Annotated in this window: 19 protein-coding genes; 11 read left to right on the top strand and 8 right to left on the bottom strand. The window is 70.8% G+C overall.

Annotated elements, in window-relative coordinates; translation table 11 throughout:
- Positions 1-16 precede the first annotated feature (16 nt).
- Positions 17-709, bottom strand: coding sequence for a response regulator transcription factor (locus G3I54_RS26535; protein WP_164617837.1), 693 nt, complete (start codon positions 707-709; stop codon positions 17-19).
- 388 nt (positions 710-1,097) lie between these two features.
- Between G3I54_RS26535 and G3I54_RS26530 the strand changes: the two genes are divergently transcribed.
- The 8 genes from G3I54_RS26530 to G3I54_RS26495 all read left to right on the top strand — a co-directional run bounded on the left by G3I54_RS26530 (position 1,098) and on the right by G3I54_RS26495 (position 8,543).
- Positions 1,098-1,883, top strand: coding sequence for an amino acid ABC transporter ATP-binding protein (locus G3I54_RS26530; protein ID WP_164617834.1), 786 nt, complete (start codon positions 1,098-1,100; stop codon positions 1,881-1,883).
- A 32-nt stretch (positions 1,884-1,915) separates the two neighbouring features.
- Positions 1,916-2,839: a glutamate ABC transporter substrate-binding protein gene (locus tag G3I54_RS26525; RefSeq protein WP_164617831.1), complete on the top strand. Its 924-nt coding sequence runs from the start codon at positions 1,916-1,918 to the stop codon at positions 2,837-2,839.
- A 175-nt stretch (positions 2,840-3,014) separates the two neighbouring features.
- Positions 3,015-3,662, top strand: coding sequence for an amino acid ABC transporter permease (locus tag G3I54_RS26520; RefSeq protein ID WP_164617828.1), 648 nt, complete (start codon positions 3,015-3,017; stop codon positions 3,660-3,662).
- Entirely contained in the window at positions 3,659-4,585 is a 927-nt protein-coding gene (locus tag G3I54_RS26515; protein WP_164617825.1) for an amino acid ABC transporter permease, read from the top strand. The genes G3I54_RS26520 and G3I54_RS26515 overlap by 4 nt, the downstream gene beginning before the upstream one ends.
- Before the next feature lie 191 nt (positions 4,586-4,776).
- Entirely contained in the window at positions 4,777-6,489 is a 1,713-nt protein-coding gene (locus tag G3I54_RS26510) for an FAD-dependent monooxygenase (protein WP_164617822.1), read from the top strand.
- Between the two features lie 201 nt (positions 6,490-6,690).
- A complete protein-coding gene (locus G3I54_RS26505) occupies positions 6,691-7,284 on the top strand; it encodes a cysteine dioxygenase (RefSeq protein ID WP_164617819.1) in 594 nt (197 codons plus the stop codon).
- Positions 7,281-7,715, top strand: coding sequence for a rhodanese-like domain-containing protein (locus tag G3I54_RS26500; RefSeq protein ID WP_343240424.1), 435 nt, complete (start codon positions 7,281-7,283; stop codon positions 7,713-7,715). The genes G3I54_RS26505 and G3I54_RS26500 overlap by 4 nt, the downstream gene beginning before the upstream one ends.
- Positions 7,716-7,910: 195 nt before the next feature.
- Positions 7,911-8,543 (top strand): hypothetical protein, encoded by a 633-nt coding sequence (locus G3I54_RS26495; RefSeq protein ID WP_164617816.1) that lies wholly within the window; start codon positions 7,911-7,913, stop codon positions 8,541-8,543.
- 78 nt (positions 8,544-8,621) lie between these two features.
- Here G3I54_RS26495 and recX read toward each other — a convergent pair whose 3' ends face one another.
- Both recX and recA read right to left on the bottom strand, forming a co-directional pair.
- Positions 8,622-9,356, bottom strand: coding sequence for a recombination regulator RecX (gene recX, locus G3I54_RS26490; protein ID WP_164617813.1), 735 nt, complete (start codon positions 9,354-9,356; stop codon positions 8,622-8,624).
- Positions 9,357-9,359: 3 nt separating this feature from the next.
- Positions 9,360-10,490, bottom strand: a complete 1,131-nt coding sequence (recA, locus tag G3I54_RS26485; RefSeq protein WP_164617811.1) for a recombinase RecA — start codon at positions 10,488-10,490, stop codon at positions 9,360-9,362.
- Between the two features lie 302 nt (positions 10,491-10,792).
- On the opposite strand from recA, the gene G3I54_RS26480 reads away from it, so the two are divergent.
- Together G3I54_RS26480 and G3I54_RS26475 are read left to right on the top strand one after the other, a co-directional pair.
- Entirely contained in the window at positions 10,793-11,413 is a 621-nt protein-coding gene (locus tag G3I54_RS26480; protein ID WP_164617809.1) for a dihydrofolate reductase family protein, read from the top strand.
- A gap of 52 nt (positions 11,414-11,465) precedes the next feature.
- Positions 11,466-12,419: an SDR family oxidoreductase gene (locus tag G3I54_RS26475; protein ID WP_239144583.1), complete on the top strand. Its 954-nt coding sequence runs from the start codon at positions 11,466-11,468 to the stop codon at positions 12,417-12,419.
- A gap of 48 nt (positions 12,420-12,467) precedes the next feature.
- Here G3I54_RS26475 and G3I54_RS26470 read toward each other — a convergent pair whose 3' ends face one another.
- Positions 12,468-13,610 (bottom strand): AI-2E family transporter, encoded by a 1,143-nt coding sequence (locus tag G3I54_RS26470; protein ID WP_164617902.1) that lies wholly within the window; start codon positions 13,608-13,610, stop codon positions 12,468-12,470.
- 164 nt (positions 13,611-13,774) lie between these two features.
- On the bottom strand, positions 13,775-13,969 hold the full coding sequence (locus tag G3I54_RS26465) for a DUF3046 domain-containing protein (protein WP_164617806.1): 195 nt from the start codon (positions 13,967-13,969) through the stop codon (positions 13,775-13,777).
- 79 nt (positions 13,970-14,048) lie between these two features.
- Here G3I54_RS26465 and G3I54_RS26460 point away from each other — a divergent pair, with 79 nt between their 5' ends.
- Positions 14,049-14,963 (top strand): hypothetical protein, encoded by a 915-nt coding sequence (locus tag G3I54_RS26460; protein ID WP_164617803.1) that lies wholly within the window; start codon positions 14,049-14,051, stop codon positions 14,961-14,963.
- A 50-nt stretch (positions 14,964-15,013) separates the two neighbouring features.
- Here the strand turns inward: G3I54_RS26460 and G3I54_RS26455 are convergent, their stop codons facing one another.
- The 3 genes from G3I54_RS26455 to G3I54_RS26445 all read right to left on the bottom strand — a co-directional run bounded on the left by G3I54_RS26455 (position 15,014) and on the right by G3I54_RS26445 (position 17,134).
- Positions 15,014-15,319, bottom strand: a complete 306-nt coding sequence (locus tag G3I54_RS26455; RefSeq protein WP_164617800.1) for an AzlD domain-containing protein — start codon at positions 15,317-15,319, stop codon at positions 15,014-15,016.
- Entirely contained in the window at positions 15,316-16,131 is an 816-nt protein-coding gene (locus G3I54_RS26450) for an AzlC family ABC transporter permease (protein ID WP_164617797.1), read from the bottom strand. The genes G3I54_RS26455 and G3I54_RS26450 overlap by 4 nt, the downstream gene beginning before the upstream one ends.
- A 154-nt stretch (positions 16,132-16,285) precedes the next feature.
- Entirely contained in the window at positions 16,286-17,134 is an 849-nt protein-coding gene (locus tag G3I54_RS26445) for an AraC family transcriptional regulator (protein ID WP_164617794.1), read from the bottom strand.
- Between the last annotated feature and the right edge of the window lie 83 nt (positions 17,135-17,217).

Genomic DNA, 17,217 nt, shown 5'->3' with positions numbered 1-17,217 from the left:
GAAACGTACCCGCCGGTTACGCGGACGGCGCGACGAGCCGGTAGCCGACGCCCCGCACGGTCTCGATCAGGGCGGGCAGCCGCAGCTTGGAGCGCAGGGAGGCGACGTGGACCTCCAGCGTACGTCCGGTGCCCTCCCAGCTGGTGCGCCAGACCTCGCTGATGATCTGCTCGCGGCGGAAGACGACGCCGGGGCGCTGGGCCAGGAGCGCCAGCAGGTCGAACTCCTTGCGGGTGAGCTGGACTTCCTCGCCGTCGACGCTGACCCGGCGGGTCGGCAGCTCGATGGCGACCGACCCGAGGCGCAGGGCGGCGACCGGGGTCGGCGCGGTGTCCTCGCCGCTGGTGGTGCGCCGGGCGACCGCGTGGATACGGGCGAGCAGCTCGCCGGTGTCGTACGGCTTGGTGACGTAGTCGTCGGCGCCGAGGTTGAGTCCGTGGATGCGCGAGCGCACGTCGGCGCGGGCGGTGACCATGATCACAGGGGTGGCGGTGCGCTTGCGGATCTTTCCGCACACCTCGTAGCCGTCCTGGTCGGGCAGGCCGAGGTCGAGGAGGATCACCCCGAAGGGCTCCTTCTCGGCGGGCAGCAGCGCGCGCAGGGCCTCCTCGCCGTTGCGGGCGTGCACGACCTGGAATCCGTGCCGGGCGAGCACGGCGGACAGGGCCGCCGCGACATGGTCGTCGTCCTCGACGAGCAGCAGTCTCATGGCCCTCCTCTCCGTGTCTCCCGGGGCCGTCCGGCTCCTCGGGTTCGTTCGCATCACCGTTGCACGGTGTCACCGGGTGTTATCTCACGTTTCACCCTGCTTCACCCGGAAGATCGTTGGCGAGACCTTCCGTTCATCAACGCTTCGCGTCTTCCTCGCACAAGGCATCCACGCCGATGAGCGGCACACCAGTCAAGAGCCTGCCGGTTACAGCGGGGTTTCCGTTATGCACCCGGTACGCCCCGGGGCGGCGCGTGGCGTCCCGTTCACGCGGAGTGTCCGGTTGCCGCCGGATCGTTATGCTCAATTTCCGCTCAGATGTAATGACGTTGGTAGCACTGCGTCATTAGTGTCCTTCTTCAACCGAGGAGGACGGAGCAAGAAGCCGATGAGCGGAGTTTCAGTGACCAAGGCCGCCGAGGACGCCGCGCCCGCGGCCAACGACCTGGTCGTACTGAGCAACGTCAACAAGCACTTCGGCGCGCTGCATGTGCTCCAGGACATCGACCTGACCATCGCCCGTGGCGAGGTCGTGGTCGTCATCGGGCCTTCCGGGTCCGGCAAGTCCACGCTGTGCCGCACGATCAATCGCTTGGAGACGATCGATTCGGGAGCGATCTCGATCGACGGCAAGCCCCTGCCCCAGGAGGGCAAGGAGCTGGCGAGGCTGCGCGCCGACGTGGGCATGGTCTTCCAGTCGTTCAATCTCTTCGCACACAAGACGGTGCTGGAGAACGTCATGCTGGGCCAGACCAAGGTCCGCAAGGCCGACAAGAAGGCGGCGGAGGAGAAGGCCCGGACCCTGCTCGACCGGGTGGGCGTCGGCGTACAGGCCGACAAGTACCCGGCGCAGCTCTCCGGTGGCCAGCAGCAACGCGTCGCGATCGCACGGGCGTTGGCGATGGACCCGAAGGTCATGCTCTTCGACGAGCCCACGTCGGCTCTCGACCCGGAGATGATCAACGAGGTCCTCGAGGTCATGCAGCAGCTGGCCCGGGACGGGATGACGATGATCGTCGTCACCCACGAGATGGGCTTCGCCCGTTCCGCCGCCAACCGCGTCGTGTTCATGGCCGACGGGAAGATCGTCGAAGAGGCGACGCCCGACCAGTTCTTCAGCAATCCGCGCAGCGACCGGGCCAAGGACTTCCTGTCGAAGATCCTTCACCACTGACGACAACGACCTACGACCTAAGGATTGTTCACATGAAGCTCCGTAAGTCCGCCGCCGTCGCGGCCATCGCCGTCCTCGCCCTGACCGCTACCGCGTGTGGCGGCAAGGAGGGCTCCGCCGGTGACAAACCGGGCGGCACGAAGCCCGGTTCCTCCGAGGCCCCCGCGCTGCCCACGTACACCGTGGCCAAGGATGTCGCCCTGGACTCCCCGGTCTTCAAGAAGGCCAAGGAGCGCGGCAAGCTGGTCCTCGGCGCCAAGGCCGACCAGCCGTACCTCGGTTTCGAGGACCAGTCGACCAAGGAGCGCTCGGGCTTCGACATCGAGATCGCCAAGATGATCGCGGCCGACCTCGGCTTCTCCGACAAGCAGATCGAGTGGAAGACCGTCGACTCCGGCGTCCGTGAGACGGCCATCTCCAAGGGCCAGGTCGACTACTACGTCGGCACCTACACGATCAACGACGAGCGCAAGAAGCAGGTCGGCTTCGCCGGTCCGTACTACAAGGCCGGCGCGGACCTCCTGGTGCGCGAGGACGAGAAGTCGATCACCGGCAAGGAGTCGGTGAAGGGCAAGAAGGTCTGCTCGATCGTCGGCTCCACGCCGCTGCAGGAGATCAAGAAGCCGGAGTACGGCGCGAGCGTCGTCGAGCTGGCCAAGTACTCCGACTGCGTGCAGCAGCTGCTGACCAAGCAGGTCGACGCCGTCACCACCGACGACTCGATCCTCAAGGGCTACGCCGCCGCCAACTCCGGCAAGCTCAAGGTCGTCGGCAAGCCGTTCACCGACGAGCCCTACGGTGTCGGCCTGAACAAGGACGACAAGGTACTGCGCGAGGCCATCAGCAAGTCGCTGGAGGAGCGCGTCAAGGACGGCACGTACAAGAAGATCTACGAGGCCACGCTGGGCCTGTCCGGCTCGGAGTACGTCGACCCGCCGGCCATCGAGCGCTACTGACGCCGTCGGGCGCCCGGCACCGTCGGGCGCCCGAACGCCGACACCCGCCACGACGCCCCGCGACTGACCCAGGCGTCCCGTACGCCGCCGCCGTACCCCGCTCCCCGGGGGCGGCGGGCGTACGGGGCGCTCCTTCCCCTGCCCCGATGCCGATGACCGCCGACGCGGAGACCTCATGAACGTACTGCTCGACAATTTCCCAGCGTTCCGCGACGGCTTCATAGGAACTGTGTCGATCACCGCCGTCAGCTCGCTTATCGCCCTGGTCCTCGGTGTAGTCGTCGCCGGATTCCGGGTCTCGCCGGTGCCGCCGCTGCGGTACTTCGGCACCGCGTGGGTCACGCTGATGCGCAACACCCCGCTGACCCTGCTCTTCCTGATCTTCTTCTTCGTGGTGCCGGAGATCCTCTTCCCGGGGATGAGCCCGTTCGTCCTCGGCTCCCTGGCCCTCGGCTTCTACACCTCGTCCTTCGTCTGCGAGGCCGTCCGCTCCGGCATCAACACCGTGCCGCTGGGCCAGGCGGAGGCCGCACGCTCGATCGGCATGACGTTCGCCCAGACCCTGCAGATCGTGGTGCTCCCCCAGGCGACGCGGACGGTGATCCCGCCGCTGAGCAGCATCTTCATCGCGCTCACGAAGAACTCCGCGATCGCCGGCGCCTTCAGCAACACCGAACTGTTCGGCTGGCAGAAGCTGATGAGTGACAAGGGCTACGACATCGTCCCCGTCTTCATCTGGGTGGCCCTCGGCTACCTGGTCGTCACCTTTACCATCAGCGGCCTCTTCCGGCTGCTGGAGCGTCGCATGGAGGTCGCCCGATGAGCGCCAGCGTTCTTTACGACGCCCCGGGCCCCAAGGCCGTCGTCCGCAACCGGATCTACGCCGTCGTCGGCACGCTCGCCATCGCGGCGCTGGTCGTCGTGAGCCTGCTGCGCCTGGCCGACAAGGGCCACCTGGCGCCCGAGATGTGGGACATCTTCAACTACGCGGGCATCCGGCAGAACATCGCCGACGCCCTGGTGGCCACGCTCAAGGCCTTCGGGCTGGCCGCGATCGGCTCGCTGGTCCTCGGTGTACTGCTCGCGGTGGGCCGGCTCTCCGACCACCAGCCGATCCGCTGGGCGGCGACCGCCTTCATCGAGCTGTTCCGCTCGCTGCCGCTCCTGATCACCATCTACGCCATCTGGGTCGGCTTCCTCACCGACTACTCGATGTGGGCACTGGCCGCGGGTCTGTCCATCTACAACGGCTGTGTGCAGGCCGAGGTGCTCCGGGCCGGTGTCAACTCGGTCCCCAAGGGCCAGAGCGAGGCCGCGTACGCGCTCGGTATGAGCAAGACGCAGGTCATGACGACCGTTCTGATGCCCCAGGCCGTCCGGTCGATGCTGCCGACGATCATCAGCCAGCTCGTGGTGACGCTCAAGGACACCTCGCTCGGCTTCATCATCCTGTACCCGGAGCTGCTCCAGACCGCGCGTCTGATCGCCTCCAACACGCAGGTGAACGGCATCTACCCCTACGTCTCCACGACCATCGTCATCGGCGCGATCTACATCGCGATGTGTCTGCTGCTCTCGGCCCTGGCGACCTGGATCGAGAAGCGCGGCCGCCGGGCGAAGACCGGGATCAAGGTGGCGCCCGGCGTCCAGACCCCGAGCATCCCGGTGGTGGGTGCGGTGCCCGACTCGAACGTGGGGGGCGCAGGGGGCGCAGGCCCCACGGGCGACGGTACCGGTGGGGCCTGAGTGACGAAGGGCTGACCGCTCCGGGGCCCTGACGGCCCTTCCCTGCAGGAGCATTCGAGGCAGCGGCGCACGCGTCGCTGCCTCGGTCACTTGACGCAAGCACCACCAGTGGGTTGCATACGTTCTGTGATCACGCACCCGGCTTCCTATGCCACGTTCCGCATGACCGTACGGGCCGGAGGGTACGCGCCGTGGACCCGGTGATCGTCGTCGGCGCCGGGCCCGTCGGCCTGACGCTGTCGCTGGCTCTCGCCGCCCAGGGCGTCCCCTCGGTCGTTCTCGACGAGGGCCCCGGCACGGAGGAGCCCCGTCCCGCGCGCACGGTCGTGCTGCGCGAGGACACCGCCGACCTGGTGGGACGTCTCGGCTGCCGGGAGCTGGACCGGGTCGGGCTGCGTTGGGCCGGGTGGCGTTCGATGCGCCGGAAGCAGCTGGTCCGGGACGTGCCGCTGAGCGGGGGCCGGAGGCACGAAGAGGCCGAGGAGCCGCTCCCCGGGCTCCTTCCCGCGCCGCTCCATGTTCCGCAGCACGCGCTGAGCGGCGCGCTGCGTGCGGCGGTGGACAAGGAACCGCTGGTCCAGCTGGCGCCGATGAGCCGGATCGACACGCTGGAGCAGGACCCCGACGGCATCACGGTGCACACCCGGGAGCCGGGATCGACCTGGTGGCGCGGGAGTTATCTGGTCGGCTGCGACGGCGCCCGGTCGACCGTGCGCAAGCTGCTGGACATCCGGTTCCCCGGTCGTACGGCGGTGGAGCGGCATGCCGTCGCCGCCCTCCGGGCCGAACTGCCCTGGCCCGACGAGGCCGTTCTGCACCGGCAGCCCCCCTGGCGGACCGGGGGCGGCGAGGTCTCCGCCCGGCCGCTGCCGGACGGCGTCTGGCGGCTGGACTGGCTGCTGCCGCCGCGCGGTGAGCTGGTCACCCCCGAAGCCCTGATCATCCGCATCCGCGACACCTTGGCCGGCTGGTGCGGCGAGACCCCGGCGTACGAACTGCTGGACACCGGCGTCCACACGCTCCACCACCGGCTCGCCCGGCGCTGGCGCAAGCAGCGGGCCTTCCTGGCGGGGGACGCGGCACATCTGCTGGGCGCCCTGGGCACGCAGGGGCTGGACGAGGGGCTCCGGGACGCCGAGAACCTGGCCTGGAAGCTGGCCCACGCCTGGCACCACGGGCCGGCCGAGCAGCTGCTCGACAGCTACCAGGCGGAGCGCCGGGCCGCGGTGGCCGCCCGGCTGCGCGCCGCCGACCAGTCGTTGCCGATACTGCGCGGCGGAGGCGGCCTGCGGACCCTGGTCCCGGGCGCCGCACGCGGTCACGACACCCTGCTCACCGACGGCCATCTGGGCTGTGGAGCCCTCGGTGCGCCCCCTTCGTATTCGCACTCCCCCCTTTCACCTCCGCACTCCGAGGCGCACACCGTGGTCGGTACGCCCCCCGGTGCGCCGGTCGCCGATGTGACGGTGACGGCGCCGGACGGAACGACGACGCGGCTGCGGGAGCGGCTCGGGCAGGGCCATCCGCTGGTGATCCTGGTCGCGCCGGGCACCGGCGTCTGGGACCGGCGGCACTGGCGGACGGCCGGCATCATGCCCCGCCTCACGGACGCCGTCGCGGCGCTCCCGGGGACCACGGAGCTGCTGGTCGCCGAGAGCTATCCGGGGGCATCGGCCCATACCGTCCTGCTGGTCAGGCCCGACGGACACCTGGTGGCGGCCTTCGGCGGCGTACGACCCGCGGAGCTGTACACGGCGGCACGGGCCGCGCTGGGCGGTGCGCCCCGCGGTACGCGGGAGCCCGCGGATCCGGAGGACGGCGAGGGCGAACGAGGCGCGGGCCGCGAGCAGCAACCCCGAACCCGGGCGCGGGTCCACGCCGATGGGACCGCCGCGATCACCTGACCGATTGACCGGCACAGGCGCGCGTGGTGTACTCCAGATCATGACCGACACCGATGTGCGCCTGTGGCGGAGGGTCCATATGGACCTCGTCCGTTACGCGGGCTGCGTGTGTCGCCCGTCCTGCTGAATCGCTTCCCTCTGCCGGACCGTGCCGCTCTTCCGCACGGCCGGGATCCCACGCGAACTCTCAGGACGGTCCTCGTGTCTTCCCTTCACTCCGCCGTGCCCACGGCTGCCTCCGTTCCTTCTCCTTCCGCCCCCGTGGCCGCCGCCGGAGCTTCCACCACCGGGTCCTCCGCCACCGCGCCGACGGTCGCGGAACTGATGGACTTCGTCCGCGACACCGCCCGGGACGAGGCACTCATCGCCTCGCTCCCCCTGGATCCGGAAGGCCGCACCTGGATCCGGCTCGACGGACCGGGCGGCAGCGAGGCGTGGCTGATCGGCTGGCCGCCGGGCACCGGCACCGGCTGGCACGACCACGCCGACTCGTTCGGCGCGTTCACCACCGCCTCCGGCGCCCTCAAGGAGCACTCGCTGGCCGTGCGGCTGCCCACCGACGGCTGGAAGACGCTGGAGCTGACGGAGGGGGTGGACCGGTCGAGGGTGCTGGCGACCGGTCAGGGCCGGGCGTTCGGTCAGAACCACGTCCACGAGGTCCTCAACGAGTCCACCGACACCCACGCGGTCTCCGTCCACGCCTACTACCCGCCGCTGCCGCGGATCCGCCGGTTCAGCCGCACCGGTGCGGTGCTCCGCCTGGAGCAGACCGAGCGCCCGGAGGACTGGCAGTGAGCGCCGACCGGGACGCGAACCGGAACGAGGCCGTGAAGGATGCCCCGCCGCCGGTGGGCATCGACGAACTGCTGGAGCGGGTCAGGGCCGGCTACGACCGGATCGGCCCGCCCGAGGCCGCCGCGGCGGCGGAGGCCGGGGCCCTGCTGGTGGACATCCGGTACGCGGCGCTCCGCGACCGGGACGGATTGATCCCGGGCGCGCTGGTCGTCGAACGCAATGAGCTGGAATGGCGGCTCGACCCCCAGGGCAGCCACCGCGCCGCCGAGGCCGTCGGCCACGACCTCCAGGTCGTCGTCATCTGCAACGAGGGATACGCCTCCAGCCTCGCGGTCGCCTCGCTGCGGCAGCTGGGCCTGCACCGGGCCACCGATCTGATCGGCGGCTTCCAGGCGTGGCGAGCCGCGGGACTCCCGGTCGCCTCAGCCTGACCCCCAGGGTCTGACACCTGGGCCTCTCACCTGGGCCTGATACCCGGAGCCTGTGACCCGGGGCCTGACACCTGCGTTCGGGTGCCGGGCCCCGGCTGTCGCACACCCGAACGCCACGTTCCACTAGAGCAATCGCCGTGCGTGACCGACATTCGCCTCACACAGAGGACCGAAATGTACGGAGATGACGCACTCATGGCGATCGCTGTCCTCACCCCGGAACAGCTCGACGACCAGGCCTCCCGGCTGCACGACACCCAGGCGTGGCAGCAGATCGTCACGGGGTGGGAGTACACCGCCCCCGAGCCCTCGCCCACCCCCGCCGGTCCGGGGAAACCGTCGCCCGCGGGCCCCTTCGACTGGCGGAGCCTGCTGTCGGTGCCCGTGGACCGGCTCGTCGACGACTCCCTGCGGGCGCTGCCCGCTCCACCTCCGCACGAGCGCCCGCTGCCCGGGCGGCTGGGTGCGATGCTGCCCGACCGTGTCCACCTCTGGCGACGGGTCGGGCAGGGCGATCTGCGCCCCTCGACCCATCTCGGCTACGCGCGGCAGATCCTGGCCGAGTGGGGCTGGCAGAACACCCCGTACCGACTGCGGACCGCCCGTGGCGCACGCTGCGTCTGCGGCGCCCTGATCTCCGCGCACCGCCTCGGCTACGGCTCCCTCGACACCGTGGACCGGGCCGGCGCCTGGCTGATCACGGAGCTGCGCGCGCAGGGCTGGCCCGGGCTGATCGGCCCGTGGAACCGCGCGCCGGGCCGCACCGCGGCGGACGCGCTGGCCCTCGTCGACGGGGCCGCCCGCCGCGCGGCCGCGGCCGGCCACTGACCGGCCGCCGGACCGATCCGGCCCCGCTCTCCTCGAAAGACGCGTCCAGGCCTCGGAAAGGCTCGTCCAGGCCATGCCTCAGAAGGGCTCGTCCAGACCTTCCGTGTCCTCGCCCTCCTCCTCCAGCGCCTGACGCACCACCCGCAGGGCCATGCCCTCCCCGTATCCCTTGCGTGCGAGCATCCCCGCCAGACGGCGCAGCCGCTTGTCACGGTCCAGGCCCCGCGTGGAGCGGAGCTTGCGGGCCACGAGCTCGCGGGCCGTCTCCTCCTCCTGATCCGCGTCGAGCTGCCCGACCGCCTCGTCGATCACGGCGGAGTCCACGCCCTTCGTCCGCAGCTCACGGACGAGGGCACGGCGCGCGAGCCCCCGGCCGTGGTGCCGGGACTCCACCCATGCCCCGGCGAACGCCGCGTCGTCGATCAGCCCGACGTCCTCGAAGCGCGCGAGCACTTCTTCGGCCGCCTCGTCCGGGATCTCCCGCTTGCGCAGGGCGTCCGCGAGCTGCTTGCGCGTACGCGGCGTCCCGGTGAGCAGGCGCAGGCAGATGTTGCGCGCCTGCTCGACCGGGTCTCGCGGCTCCCCCTTCTCGGCCCTCGACGAGGAAGGGGAGCCGCTGCTTCTGGTGCCGGAGCGGGCACGCCGGCCCGCCCCTTCGCCGAATCCGCTCCCGGCGCCCGGTCCACCGCGTGAGCGGCGCCCGGACCGCGCCCCGGCGCCCTCCTCCGGCCCGTCGGCGGGGCCGTAACCGGATTCGAGGTCGCCGCCGCCGGGCTCGGCAGGGCTGCCCGGCCACTCCGTACGACGTGTCACGGCCTAGCTCTTGGCCGCCGCGGTCTTGGCCGGCTTGGCCTTGGCGGCCGCGGTGGTCGCCGACTTCGCCGCCCCGTCGGCCGCAGGTGCCGCGGTCGCGGCGGCGGCGTCGGCGGGCTCGCCCGTCTCGGCGTCCGGACGGACGCCGACACCCAGCTTCTCCAGGATCTTCTTCTCGATCTCGTTGGCGAGGTCGGGGTTGTCCTTGAGGAAGTTGCGGGCGTTCTCCTTGCCCTGGCCGAGCTGGTCGCCCTCGTACGTGTACCAGGCGCCGGCCTTCCGGACGAAGCCGTGCTCGACGCCCATGTCGATCAGTCCGCCCTCGCGGCTGATGCCCTGGCCGTAGAGGATGTCGAACTCCGCCTGCTTGAACGGCGGCGCGACCTTGTTCTTGACGACCTTGACGCGGGTACGGTTGCCGACCGCGTCGGTGCCGTCCTTCAGCGTCTCGATACGCCGGATGTCCAGACGCACCGAGGCGTAGAACTTCAGCGCCCGGCCACCGGTGGTGGTCTCCGGCGAGCCGAACATCACGCCGATCTTCTCGCGCAACTGGTTGATGAAGATCGCCGTGGTCTTGGACTGGTTGAGCGCACTGGTGATCTTGCGGAGCGCCTGGCTCATCAGACGGGCCTGCAGACCCACGTGCGAGTCGCCCATCTCGCCCTCGATCTCCGCGCGGGGCACCAGGGCCGCCACGGAGTCGATCACGATCAGGTCCAGGGCGCCGGAGCGCACCAGCATGTCGACGATCTCCAGCGCCTGCTCACCGTTGTCCGGCTGGGACAGGATGAGGTTGTCGATGTCGACGCCGAGCTTCTTCGCGTACTCCGGGTCCAGCGCGTGCTCGGCGTCGATGAACGCCACCGAACCGCCGAGCTTCTGCGCGTTCGCCACGGCGTGCAGCGTCAGCGTCGTCTTACCGGAGGACTCCGGCCCGTACACCTCCACCACACGGCCGCGCGGCAGACCGCCGACGCCGAGCGCCACATCCAGAGCGGTCGACCCCGTGGGGATCACCTCGATGGGCTCGTTCGGCCGCTCACCCAGGCGCATCACCGCACCCTTGCCGAACTGTCGTTCAATCTGTGCGAGTGCGGCGTCCAGCGCCTTCTCGCGGTCGTTTCCTGCCATGGGTTCCACCCGATTTGCTTGAGTCGATCGCTTCACGTCACAGACGCTAACCCCTGCCACTGACAATGGGCCTCGACGTCCTCCCGGCCTGTGGACAACTCCACGGTCGGGCCCGGGAAAACCCGGCCGGAATCCCATCAGAATGGATGTTCGATTTTAGTGTCAAGCGCACCACGCGGGAACGGCGACCCCGCGGGGCGATGAGTTCGCGGGCCCGGAGCGGTCCACCCTGTGAAAGCCACAACAGCCGCATCGGCGGTTCATCACACGGGCGACGGAAGGTCGCCCGGGAGGACGACACAATGACCGGACATACAGGCAGGGTGACCTGCGAACTCTCGATCTCCGTCGACGGCTACTCGGCCGGGCTCGATCAGAGCGAGCAGCGTCCGTTCGGCGACGACGGCGGCGACGGCTGGGGCGACCGGCTGCACTCCTGGATGTTCGCGACGCCGGAGCTGCGACAGGCCCAGCTCGACCGGCTGGCGACGGTCGGCGCCTTCGTCATGGGCCGCAACATGTTCGGCCCGGTGCGCGGCGCGTGGGATCGGCAGTGGAAGGGCTGGTGGGGCGACAACCCTCCGTACCACGCACCGGTCTTCGTGCTCACCCACCATCCGCGCGACCCGCAGCCGATGGACGGCGGCACCACGTTCCACTTCGTCACCGACGGCGTCGAGTCCGCGCTGCACCGGGCCCGAGAGGCGGCCGGAGACCGCGATGTATCGATCCACGGCGGTGCGAGGACCATCAACCAGTACCTCGCCGCTGGCCTGATCGACGAGCTGCGGCTGCACATCGTGCCGTTCACACTCGGCGCCGGCACCCGCCTCTTCGACGGCGTGCCGTCGCTGAATCTCGAACAGGTGGAGGCGCACGCGGCGGACTCGGTGACCCATGTGACCTACCGCGTACTGTCCTGACCTGCCGCCGACCGCCTGCACGGATCGGCGTATCGCCCTATATTCGATCGTTATGGGAGCGACTGCGGAACCCGGAACACCCCACAGCGGGCAGGCCCCCGGGTCCGACCTGGCCGGTCGTGTGGCGCTCGTCGCCGGAGGCACCCGCGGGGCGGGTCGCGGGATCGCCGTCCAGCTCGGCGCCGCCGGGGCGACCGTGTACGTGACCGGCCGTACGAGCGGGTCCGAGCGCTCCGAGATGGACCGGCCCGAGACGATCGAGGAGACCGCGGCCCTGGTCGACGCGGCGGGCGGACGGGGCATCGCCGTCCAGGTCGACCATCTGGTTCCCGACCGGGTCAGGGCGCTCGTGGCCCGCATCGCGAGCGAGCAGGGGGCCCTGCACATCCTGGTGAACGACATCTGGGGCGCCGAGATCGAGTGGGACAAGCCGGTGTGGGAGTCGTCGCTCGACACCGGGCTGCGCACCCTGCGGCTGGCCGTCGACACCCATGCCATCACCAGCCACTTCGCGCTGCCGCTGCTGATCGAGACACCGGGCGGCCTGGTCGTCGAGATGACCGACGGGACGGACGAGTACAACGCGACCCACTACCGCGTCTCGTTCTTCTACGACCTGGCCAAGGCCGCGGTGAACCGCATGGCCTTCGCCCTCGGCCATGAACTCGCGCCGCACCGCGCGACGGCCGTGGCGCTCACTCCCGGCTGGCTCCGGTCCGAGGCCATGCTCCAGGCCCACGGGGTGACCGAGGCCACCTGGCGCGACGCCGTGGCGCACGCGCCCCACTTCGCGATCTCCGAGTCCCCCGCGTACGTCGGCCGCGCCGTGGCCGCCCTCGCCGGCGATCCCGAGGTGGCCCGCTGGAACGGCAGATCGCTCTCCAGCGGGCAGCTCGCCCAGGTGTACGGCTTCACCGATGTGGACGGGAGCCGGCCCGACGCCTGGCGGTATCTGACCGAGGTCCAGGACCCGGGCCTGCCGGCCGACGTGACGGGCTACCGCTGAGGCGGCCCGGTGTGACGGGCTACCGCCGAGGCCGCCCGACGCGACCGGCTACCGCCGAGGCGGCCCGCCCTCCGCTCCCCCGCGGCCGTTCACCAGACGGCGTATCCGTGACGGCAACGGCCTCCTCGCAACGCGGCTGCTTCCCCCGTGCACACGTGGGTCGTCGGTGACGTCGTACCGCTTCACATAGGCGCCGAGGAACGCCTGGAGCGTGGCGACGGCGGGAATGGCGACCAGCGCACCGACCGCGCCGAGCAGGGCCGTGCCGGCGATGACCGATCCGAAGGCGACCGCGGGGTGGATGTCGACGGTCTTCGCGGTCAGCTTGGGCTGGAGCACATAGTTCTCGAACTGTTGGTAGATCACCACGAACCCGAGCACCCACACCGCGTACCAGGGGTCGACCGTGAAGGCGATCAGCATGGGCAGAGCGCCCGCGAGATACGTGCCGATGGTGGGGATGAACTGCGAGACGAGTCCGACCCAGACCGCGAGCGCCGGGGCGTACGGCACCCCGAGGATCACCAGCAGGATGTAGTGCGCGACGCCGGAGACCAACGCCATCAGACCGCGCGAGTAGATGTACCCGCCGGTCTTGTCGACCGCGATCTCCCAGGCGCGCAGCACCTCGGTCTGCCGGGCAGGCGGCAGGACGGAGCACAGGGCGCGGCGGAGCCGGGGCCCGTCGGCCGCGAAGTAGAACGAGAACAGGAAGATCGTCAGCAGCCGGAACAGCCCGCCGATGACCGTGGTGGAGACGTCGAGCACTCCGGTGGCGCTGTTCTGGACGTACTTCTGCAACCAGTCGGAGTGCAGCAGGCTGTCCTGGACCTCGACCCGGGAGAGTTCGGTGTGGAAGGTCTGATTGACCCAGTTGATCACCGAGTCGATGTACTTGGGGAACTCGTCGACCATGTCGACGATCTGACCCGCGAGCATCGACCCCAGCAGCACCACGAACCCGACCCCGAAGATCATCACGCCGAGGAAGACGAGGAACGTGGCCAGCCCCCGGCGTATGCCGCGACTCGCCATCCGGCCGACCGCGGGTTCGATGGCGAGCGCGAGGAAGAACGCGATCAGCACATTCGTCAGCAACCCGATGAGCTGGTCGAACGCCCAGCTGCTGAGCTGGAAGCAGGCGTAGAGCGCCAGGGCCAGCACCATCGCACGCGGCAGCCAGCCGGGCATACGGACCCCACCGGCACCGGACGGCGGCGCGGGTGGCGCGGCCGGCGGGGCGGGCGGGGAGTCGGACGGCTGGACCGGGACGGTCTCGTCTGTCGATGGCACGGGACAAGTCTGGCCCATCCCGCCCGCTCCCGGTCCCCCCGCCCCGGGTCGACCTCTCCTGTTCAGCGCCTGTCCGCCGGGACGTCCATGGCCGCGCAGACCGCGCGCCAGACGTCCTTGGCGTCCCAGCCCGCGTCCAGGGCCTGGTGCACCGTGCGGCCGCCGAGTTCGGCCATCACATGGTCACGGGCGAAGGAGTCCGCGTACGCCGCACCGAAGTGGTCGGCCATCCGCTCCCAGAAAATCGTCAACCGCATGCCACCAGTATCCCGCTCCTGAGAGTGCAGCCTGTCCGCCGGGCACATGCCAGGCGCCATTCCCCTCTACGGTCGGTCCATGGCTGGAACCGGAGCAAACACCCTCGCCCGCGCCGAGCAGTTCATCTGGCTCACGGCCCGCGTCCTCGAACAGCGCAGGTTCGTTCACGGCTTCCTCGGCGGAGATCCCGACGCCGTCGAGACGGCCCTCTGCGCCTATCTGAACGAGGACGGCGGCTACGGTCACGCGCTGGAACCGGACCTCCGGGGTCCGGTCAGCCAGCCGCTGCACACCGCCCACGCGCTGAGCGTTCTCGACTCGATCGGCCGCTGCGACGGACAGCGCGTGGAACGGATCTGTCGCTATCTGACCGATGTGTCAACCAAAGAAGGCGCACTGCCGGCTCTGCTGCCCACCCAGCGCGGCTATCCCGCGGCACCGTTCATCCCGATCGTGGACGATCCGCCGGCGGAGCTGCTCGCGACCGGACCGGTCGTCGGGCTGCTGCACGGCAATCAGGTGTGGCACGCCTGGCTGTTCCGGGCGACGGACTTCTGCTGGAGTGCCGTCGAGGCTCTGGAACAGTCCCATCCTTACGAGGTCGAGGCCGCGGTCGCCTTTCTGGACGGCGCCCCGGACCGGGCCCGCGCCGAGGCGGCGGCCGACCGGCTCGGCCGCCTGGTGCGCGAACAGCGGCTCGCGGTGCTCGATCCCGCCCGGCGGGCGGAGTACCCGGTGGCGACGGGGTACGCCCCGGGCGAGCACCACTTCCCGCACGACTACGCCCGTACGCCCGGGTCGCTGGCCCGCCGCTGGTTCACGGACGAGGAGCTGGAGCGCTCGCTCGACCACCTGGCCGCCGAGCAGCGGGACGACGGCGGGTGGCCCGTGACCTGGCGCCAGTGGGCCCCGGGAACCGCGCTGGAAGGACGCCCTCTGGTGACGCTCAGAGCCTTGGAGACGCTCCGCTCGTACGGTCGCCCGCTCGGCTGACCACCGCGGAAGTGCGCGGCCGGCCGAGCGGAAGGCGCTGGCTCGCCCGCTCAGGCCAACGCGCGTACGACCGCCGTGACCAGGACGCCCGCACCGACGACCACCAGGAAGGGAGCACGCAGGACCAGGGCGAGCGCGGCCGCCCCGAGACCCGCGGCACGGGCGTCGAGGACGAGCTGCTGGCCGTCGCCGAAGGTCTGCTGTGCGGTGAGAGCCGCCAGCAGCGCCACGGGCAGCAGAGCGGCCATCCGTTGGACCAGCGGTCGCTCCAGCGCGCCCGCGGGCACCAGCAGGCCCAGGAGCTTGGCGAGGTAGCAGCCCACCACGGTCAGTCCGATGGCGATCCAGACGTTCATGAGCGCCGCCCACCCTTCTTCCGCTGTGTCACCGCGTCGTCCTCGGTGTCCGTTCCCCGCTTCGCACGTCCCATCAGGAAGAGGACGATCGGCGCCGCGAGCGCCGACAGCAGAACAGGCACACCGGCCGGCAGAACGGGCAGCAGCGTCAGGGCCAGCAGAACGGCCAGGCCCGCCGTGACGCGTTCGGTGGTGCTCTTGAGCATCGGCGCGAGGAGCGCGAGGAAGACCGCGGGACTCGCCGCGTCCAGGCCCCACGCGTCGGTGTCGCCCAGCGCCTCGGCGCCCAGAGCGCCCACCAGGGTCGTGAGGTTCCACAGCACGTACAGGGTGAGCCCGGTGACCGTGAAGCCGATGCGCGCGGCCCGCCGGGTGGGCTGCGGCAGGGTGACCGCGGTCGTCTCGTCGATGACCCAGTGGGCGGCGAAGGGCCGTACCGCACGGGGAAGGGCGAGCAGCTGGGAGAGCCGCAGACCGTAGAAGGCGTTCCGCACGCCCAGGAAGAACGCCCCGGCCGCCGCGGTGTAGGGGTTGCCGCCCGCGGCCAGCGCGCCGACCAGGGCGAACTGCGAGGCGCCGGTGAAGACGAGAAGACTCAGGACGCAGGTCTGGAGCAGGCTGAGGCCGGAGCCGGCGGAGGTGACGCCAAAGGCGAAGCCGGAGAGCCCGACGGCGATGCCGACACCGAGCGCGTCCCGGACGACCGCCGCGTCCGGCTTGTCCGGTCGGACCTCGGCCGCCGGGCCGGGCGGACCGGCGGATATGGCACCGGGTGCGCCGGTGCTCTCTGGGGGTGCTGTCTGTTCTGCCACGCCCGGAACGCTACGGGGGTCGTTCGGGCCGGGTCTTGTACGTTCTTGCACACCCACCAGCCAGCAGTACGCGCTCGCACACCCACCGACGAGTACGTTGGTGCGCTCACCGACGAGTACGTTGGCGCGCTCGCCAAGCTCTACGTCGTCGCACTTACCGACCGGGCCGCAGCACCCCGCGCTCGCGCTGGTAGGCGCCGGGCGGCACCCCCACGATCCGGGTGAAGTGGCGATTGAGGTGCGGCTGGTCCGTGAAGCCGACGGCGGTCGCGGCCTCGGCGGGGGCGACACCGGCGTCGAGCATGCGGCGGGCCCTGCGCACCCGGGCGTCGGTGAGCCAGGTGTGGGGCGGCATCCCGTACTCCTTCTTGAAGGCCCTCAGCAGCGCGAACGGGCCGGTGCCCAGCTCCGCGGCGAGCGTCTCCAGCGTGGGCGGGTCCGCCATGCGCTCCTCCAGCGCGGCCCGGGCGCGTACGGCGTTCCGCGCGCCCCCGGCGTGCGCGGTCAGTCCGGGCAAGGGGCTGCCGTGCAGGCTGAGGAGCCGGGTGACCAGGACCCGCAGCAGGCTGTCGGCCGCCAGTGCGTTGCCCTCCTCCGCGGCCCGGTGCACCTCGGTGATCAGCCGGGACGCGTGGGGATCGGTCACCCGGCTCTCGGCGAAACCGACCGTGCCGCGCAACGACGTCACCTCGGCGGCGATGTCGTTGACGACCTGGGCCGAGGGGTAGAGCGTGGCGTACGCCCAGCCTTCGGGCGCCCCGGAGCGGGCGGTGTGCGGCACCTCCGGGTTGATCATGACGACGGTTCCGGGGACCGCGTGGACGGTGCCGCCCGGCAGCCCCACGTCCTCCACACCGCCGGTGACCGCTCCGAAGACGTAGCCCTCGTGACTGTGCCGGGGGAAGGTGTGGCGGACGTACCGGGCGCGCAGCAGATCGAGGTCGGGCAGGGCGGCGTACTGCCAGTGCCGCGCCCATTCCGCCGTGCCGTCCGCTCCCGTCATGGGGACATTCTCGCAGGTCCCGGCCGTGTGCCACCGTGTGAGCGGGCTGTCGCGGGCGGTCGTTCCGGCCGGTTGTCAGTGGC

The sequence above is a fragment of the Streptomyces sp. SID14515 genome (genome assembly GCF_010548505.1).
In the GTDB taxonomy this organism is placed as follows: Bacteria; Actinomycetota; Actinomycetes; order Streptomycetales; family Streptomycetaceae; genus Streptomyces; species Streptomyces caviscabies.
Note: the sequence above shows the minus strand (reverse complement) of the source record. Positions and strands in the feature narration are given on the sequence as shown.

What these genes read in the sequence shown, in the direction of transcription:
- G3I54_RS26495 (WP_164617816.1), top strand. Translation starts at nt 7,911, where the DNA reads ATGGCGATCGCTGTCCTCACCCCGGAACAGCTCGACGACCAGGCCTCC.
- G3I54_RS26515 (WP_164617825.1), top strand. Translation starts at nt 3,659, where the DNA reads ATGAGCGCCAGCGTTCTTTACGACGCCCCGGGCCCCAAGGCCGTCGTC.
- G3I54_RS26520 (WP_164617828.1), top strand. Translation starts at nt 3,015, where the DNA reads ATGAACGTACTGCTCGACAATTTCCCAGCGTTCCGCGACGGCTTCATA.
- G3I54_RS26460 (WP_164617803.1), top strand. Translation starts at nt 14,049, where the DNA reads ATGGCTGGAACCGGAGCAAACACCCTCGCCCGCGCCGAGCAGTTCATC.
- G3I54_RS26530 (WP_164617834.1), top strand. Translation starts at nt 1,098, where the DNA reads ATGAGCGGAGTTTCAGTGACCAAGGCCGCCGAGGACGCCGCGCCCGCG.
- G3I54_RS26455 (WP_164617800.1), bottom strand. Translation starts at nt 15,319, where the DNA reads ATGAACGTCTGGATCGCCATCGGACTGACCGTGGTGGGCTGCTACCTC.
- recA (WP_164617811.1), bottom strand. Translation starts at nt 10,490, where the DNA reads ATGGCAGGAAACGACCGCGAGAAGGCGCTGGACGCCGCACTCGCACAG.
- G3I54_RS26475 (WP_239144583.1), top strand. Translation starts at nt 11,466, where the DNA reads ATGGGAGCGACTGCGGAACCCGGAACACCCCACAGCGGGCAGGCCCCC.
- G3I54_RS26470 (WP_164617902.1), bottom strand. Translation starts at nt 13,610, where the DNA reads ATGCCCGGCTGGCTGCCGCGTGCGATGGTGCTGGCCCTGGCGCTCTAC.
- G3I54_RS26535 (WP_164617837.1), bottom strand. Translation starts at nt 709, where the DNA reads ATGAGACTGCTGCTCGTCGAGGACGACGACCATGTCGCGGCGGCCCTG.
- G3I54_RS26445 (WP_164617794.1), bottom strand. Translation starts at nt 17,134, where the DNA reads ATGACGGGAGCGGACGGCACGGCGGAATGGGCGCGGCACTGGCAGTAC.
- G3I54_RS26525 (WP_164617831.1), top strand. Translation starts at nt 1,916, where the DNA reads ATGAAGCTCCGTAAGTCCGCCGCCGTCGCGGCCATCGCCGTCCTCGCC.
- G3I54_RS26465 (WP_164617806.1), bottom strand. Translation starts at nt 13,969, where the DNA reads ATGCGGTTGACGATTTTCTGGGAGCGGATGGCCGACCACTTCGGTGCG.
- G3I54_RS26480 (WP_164617809.1), top strand. Translation starts at nt 10,793, where the DNA reads ATGACCGGACATACAGGCAGGGTGACCTGCGAACTCTCGATCTCCGTC.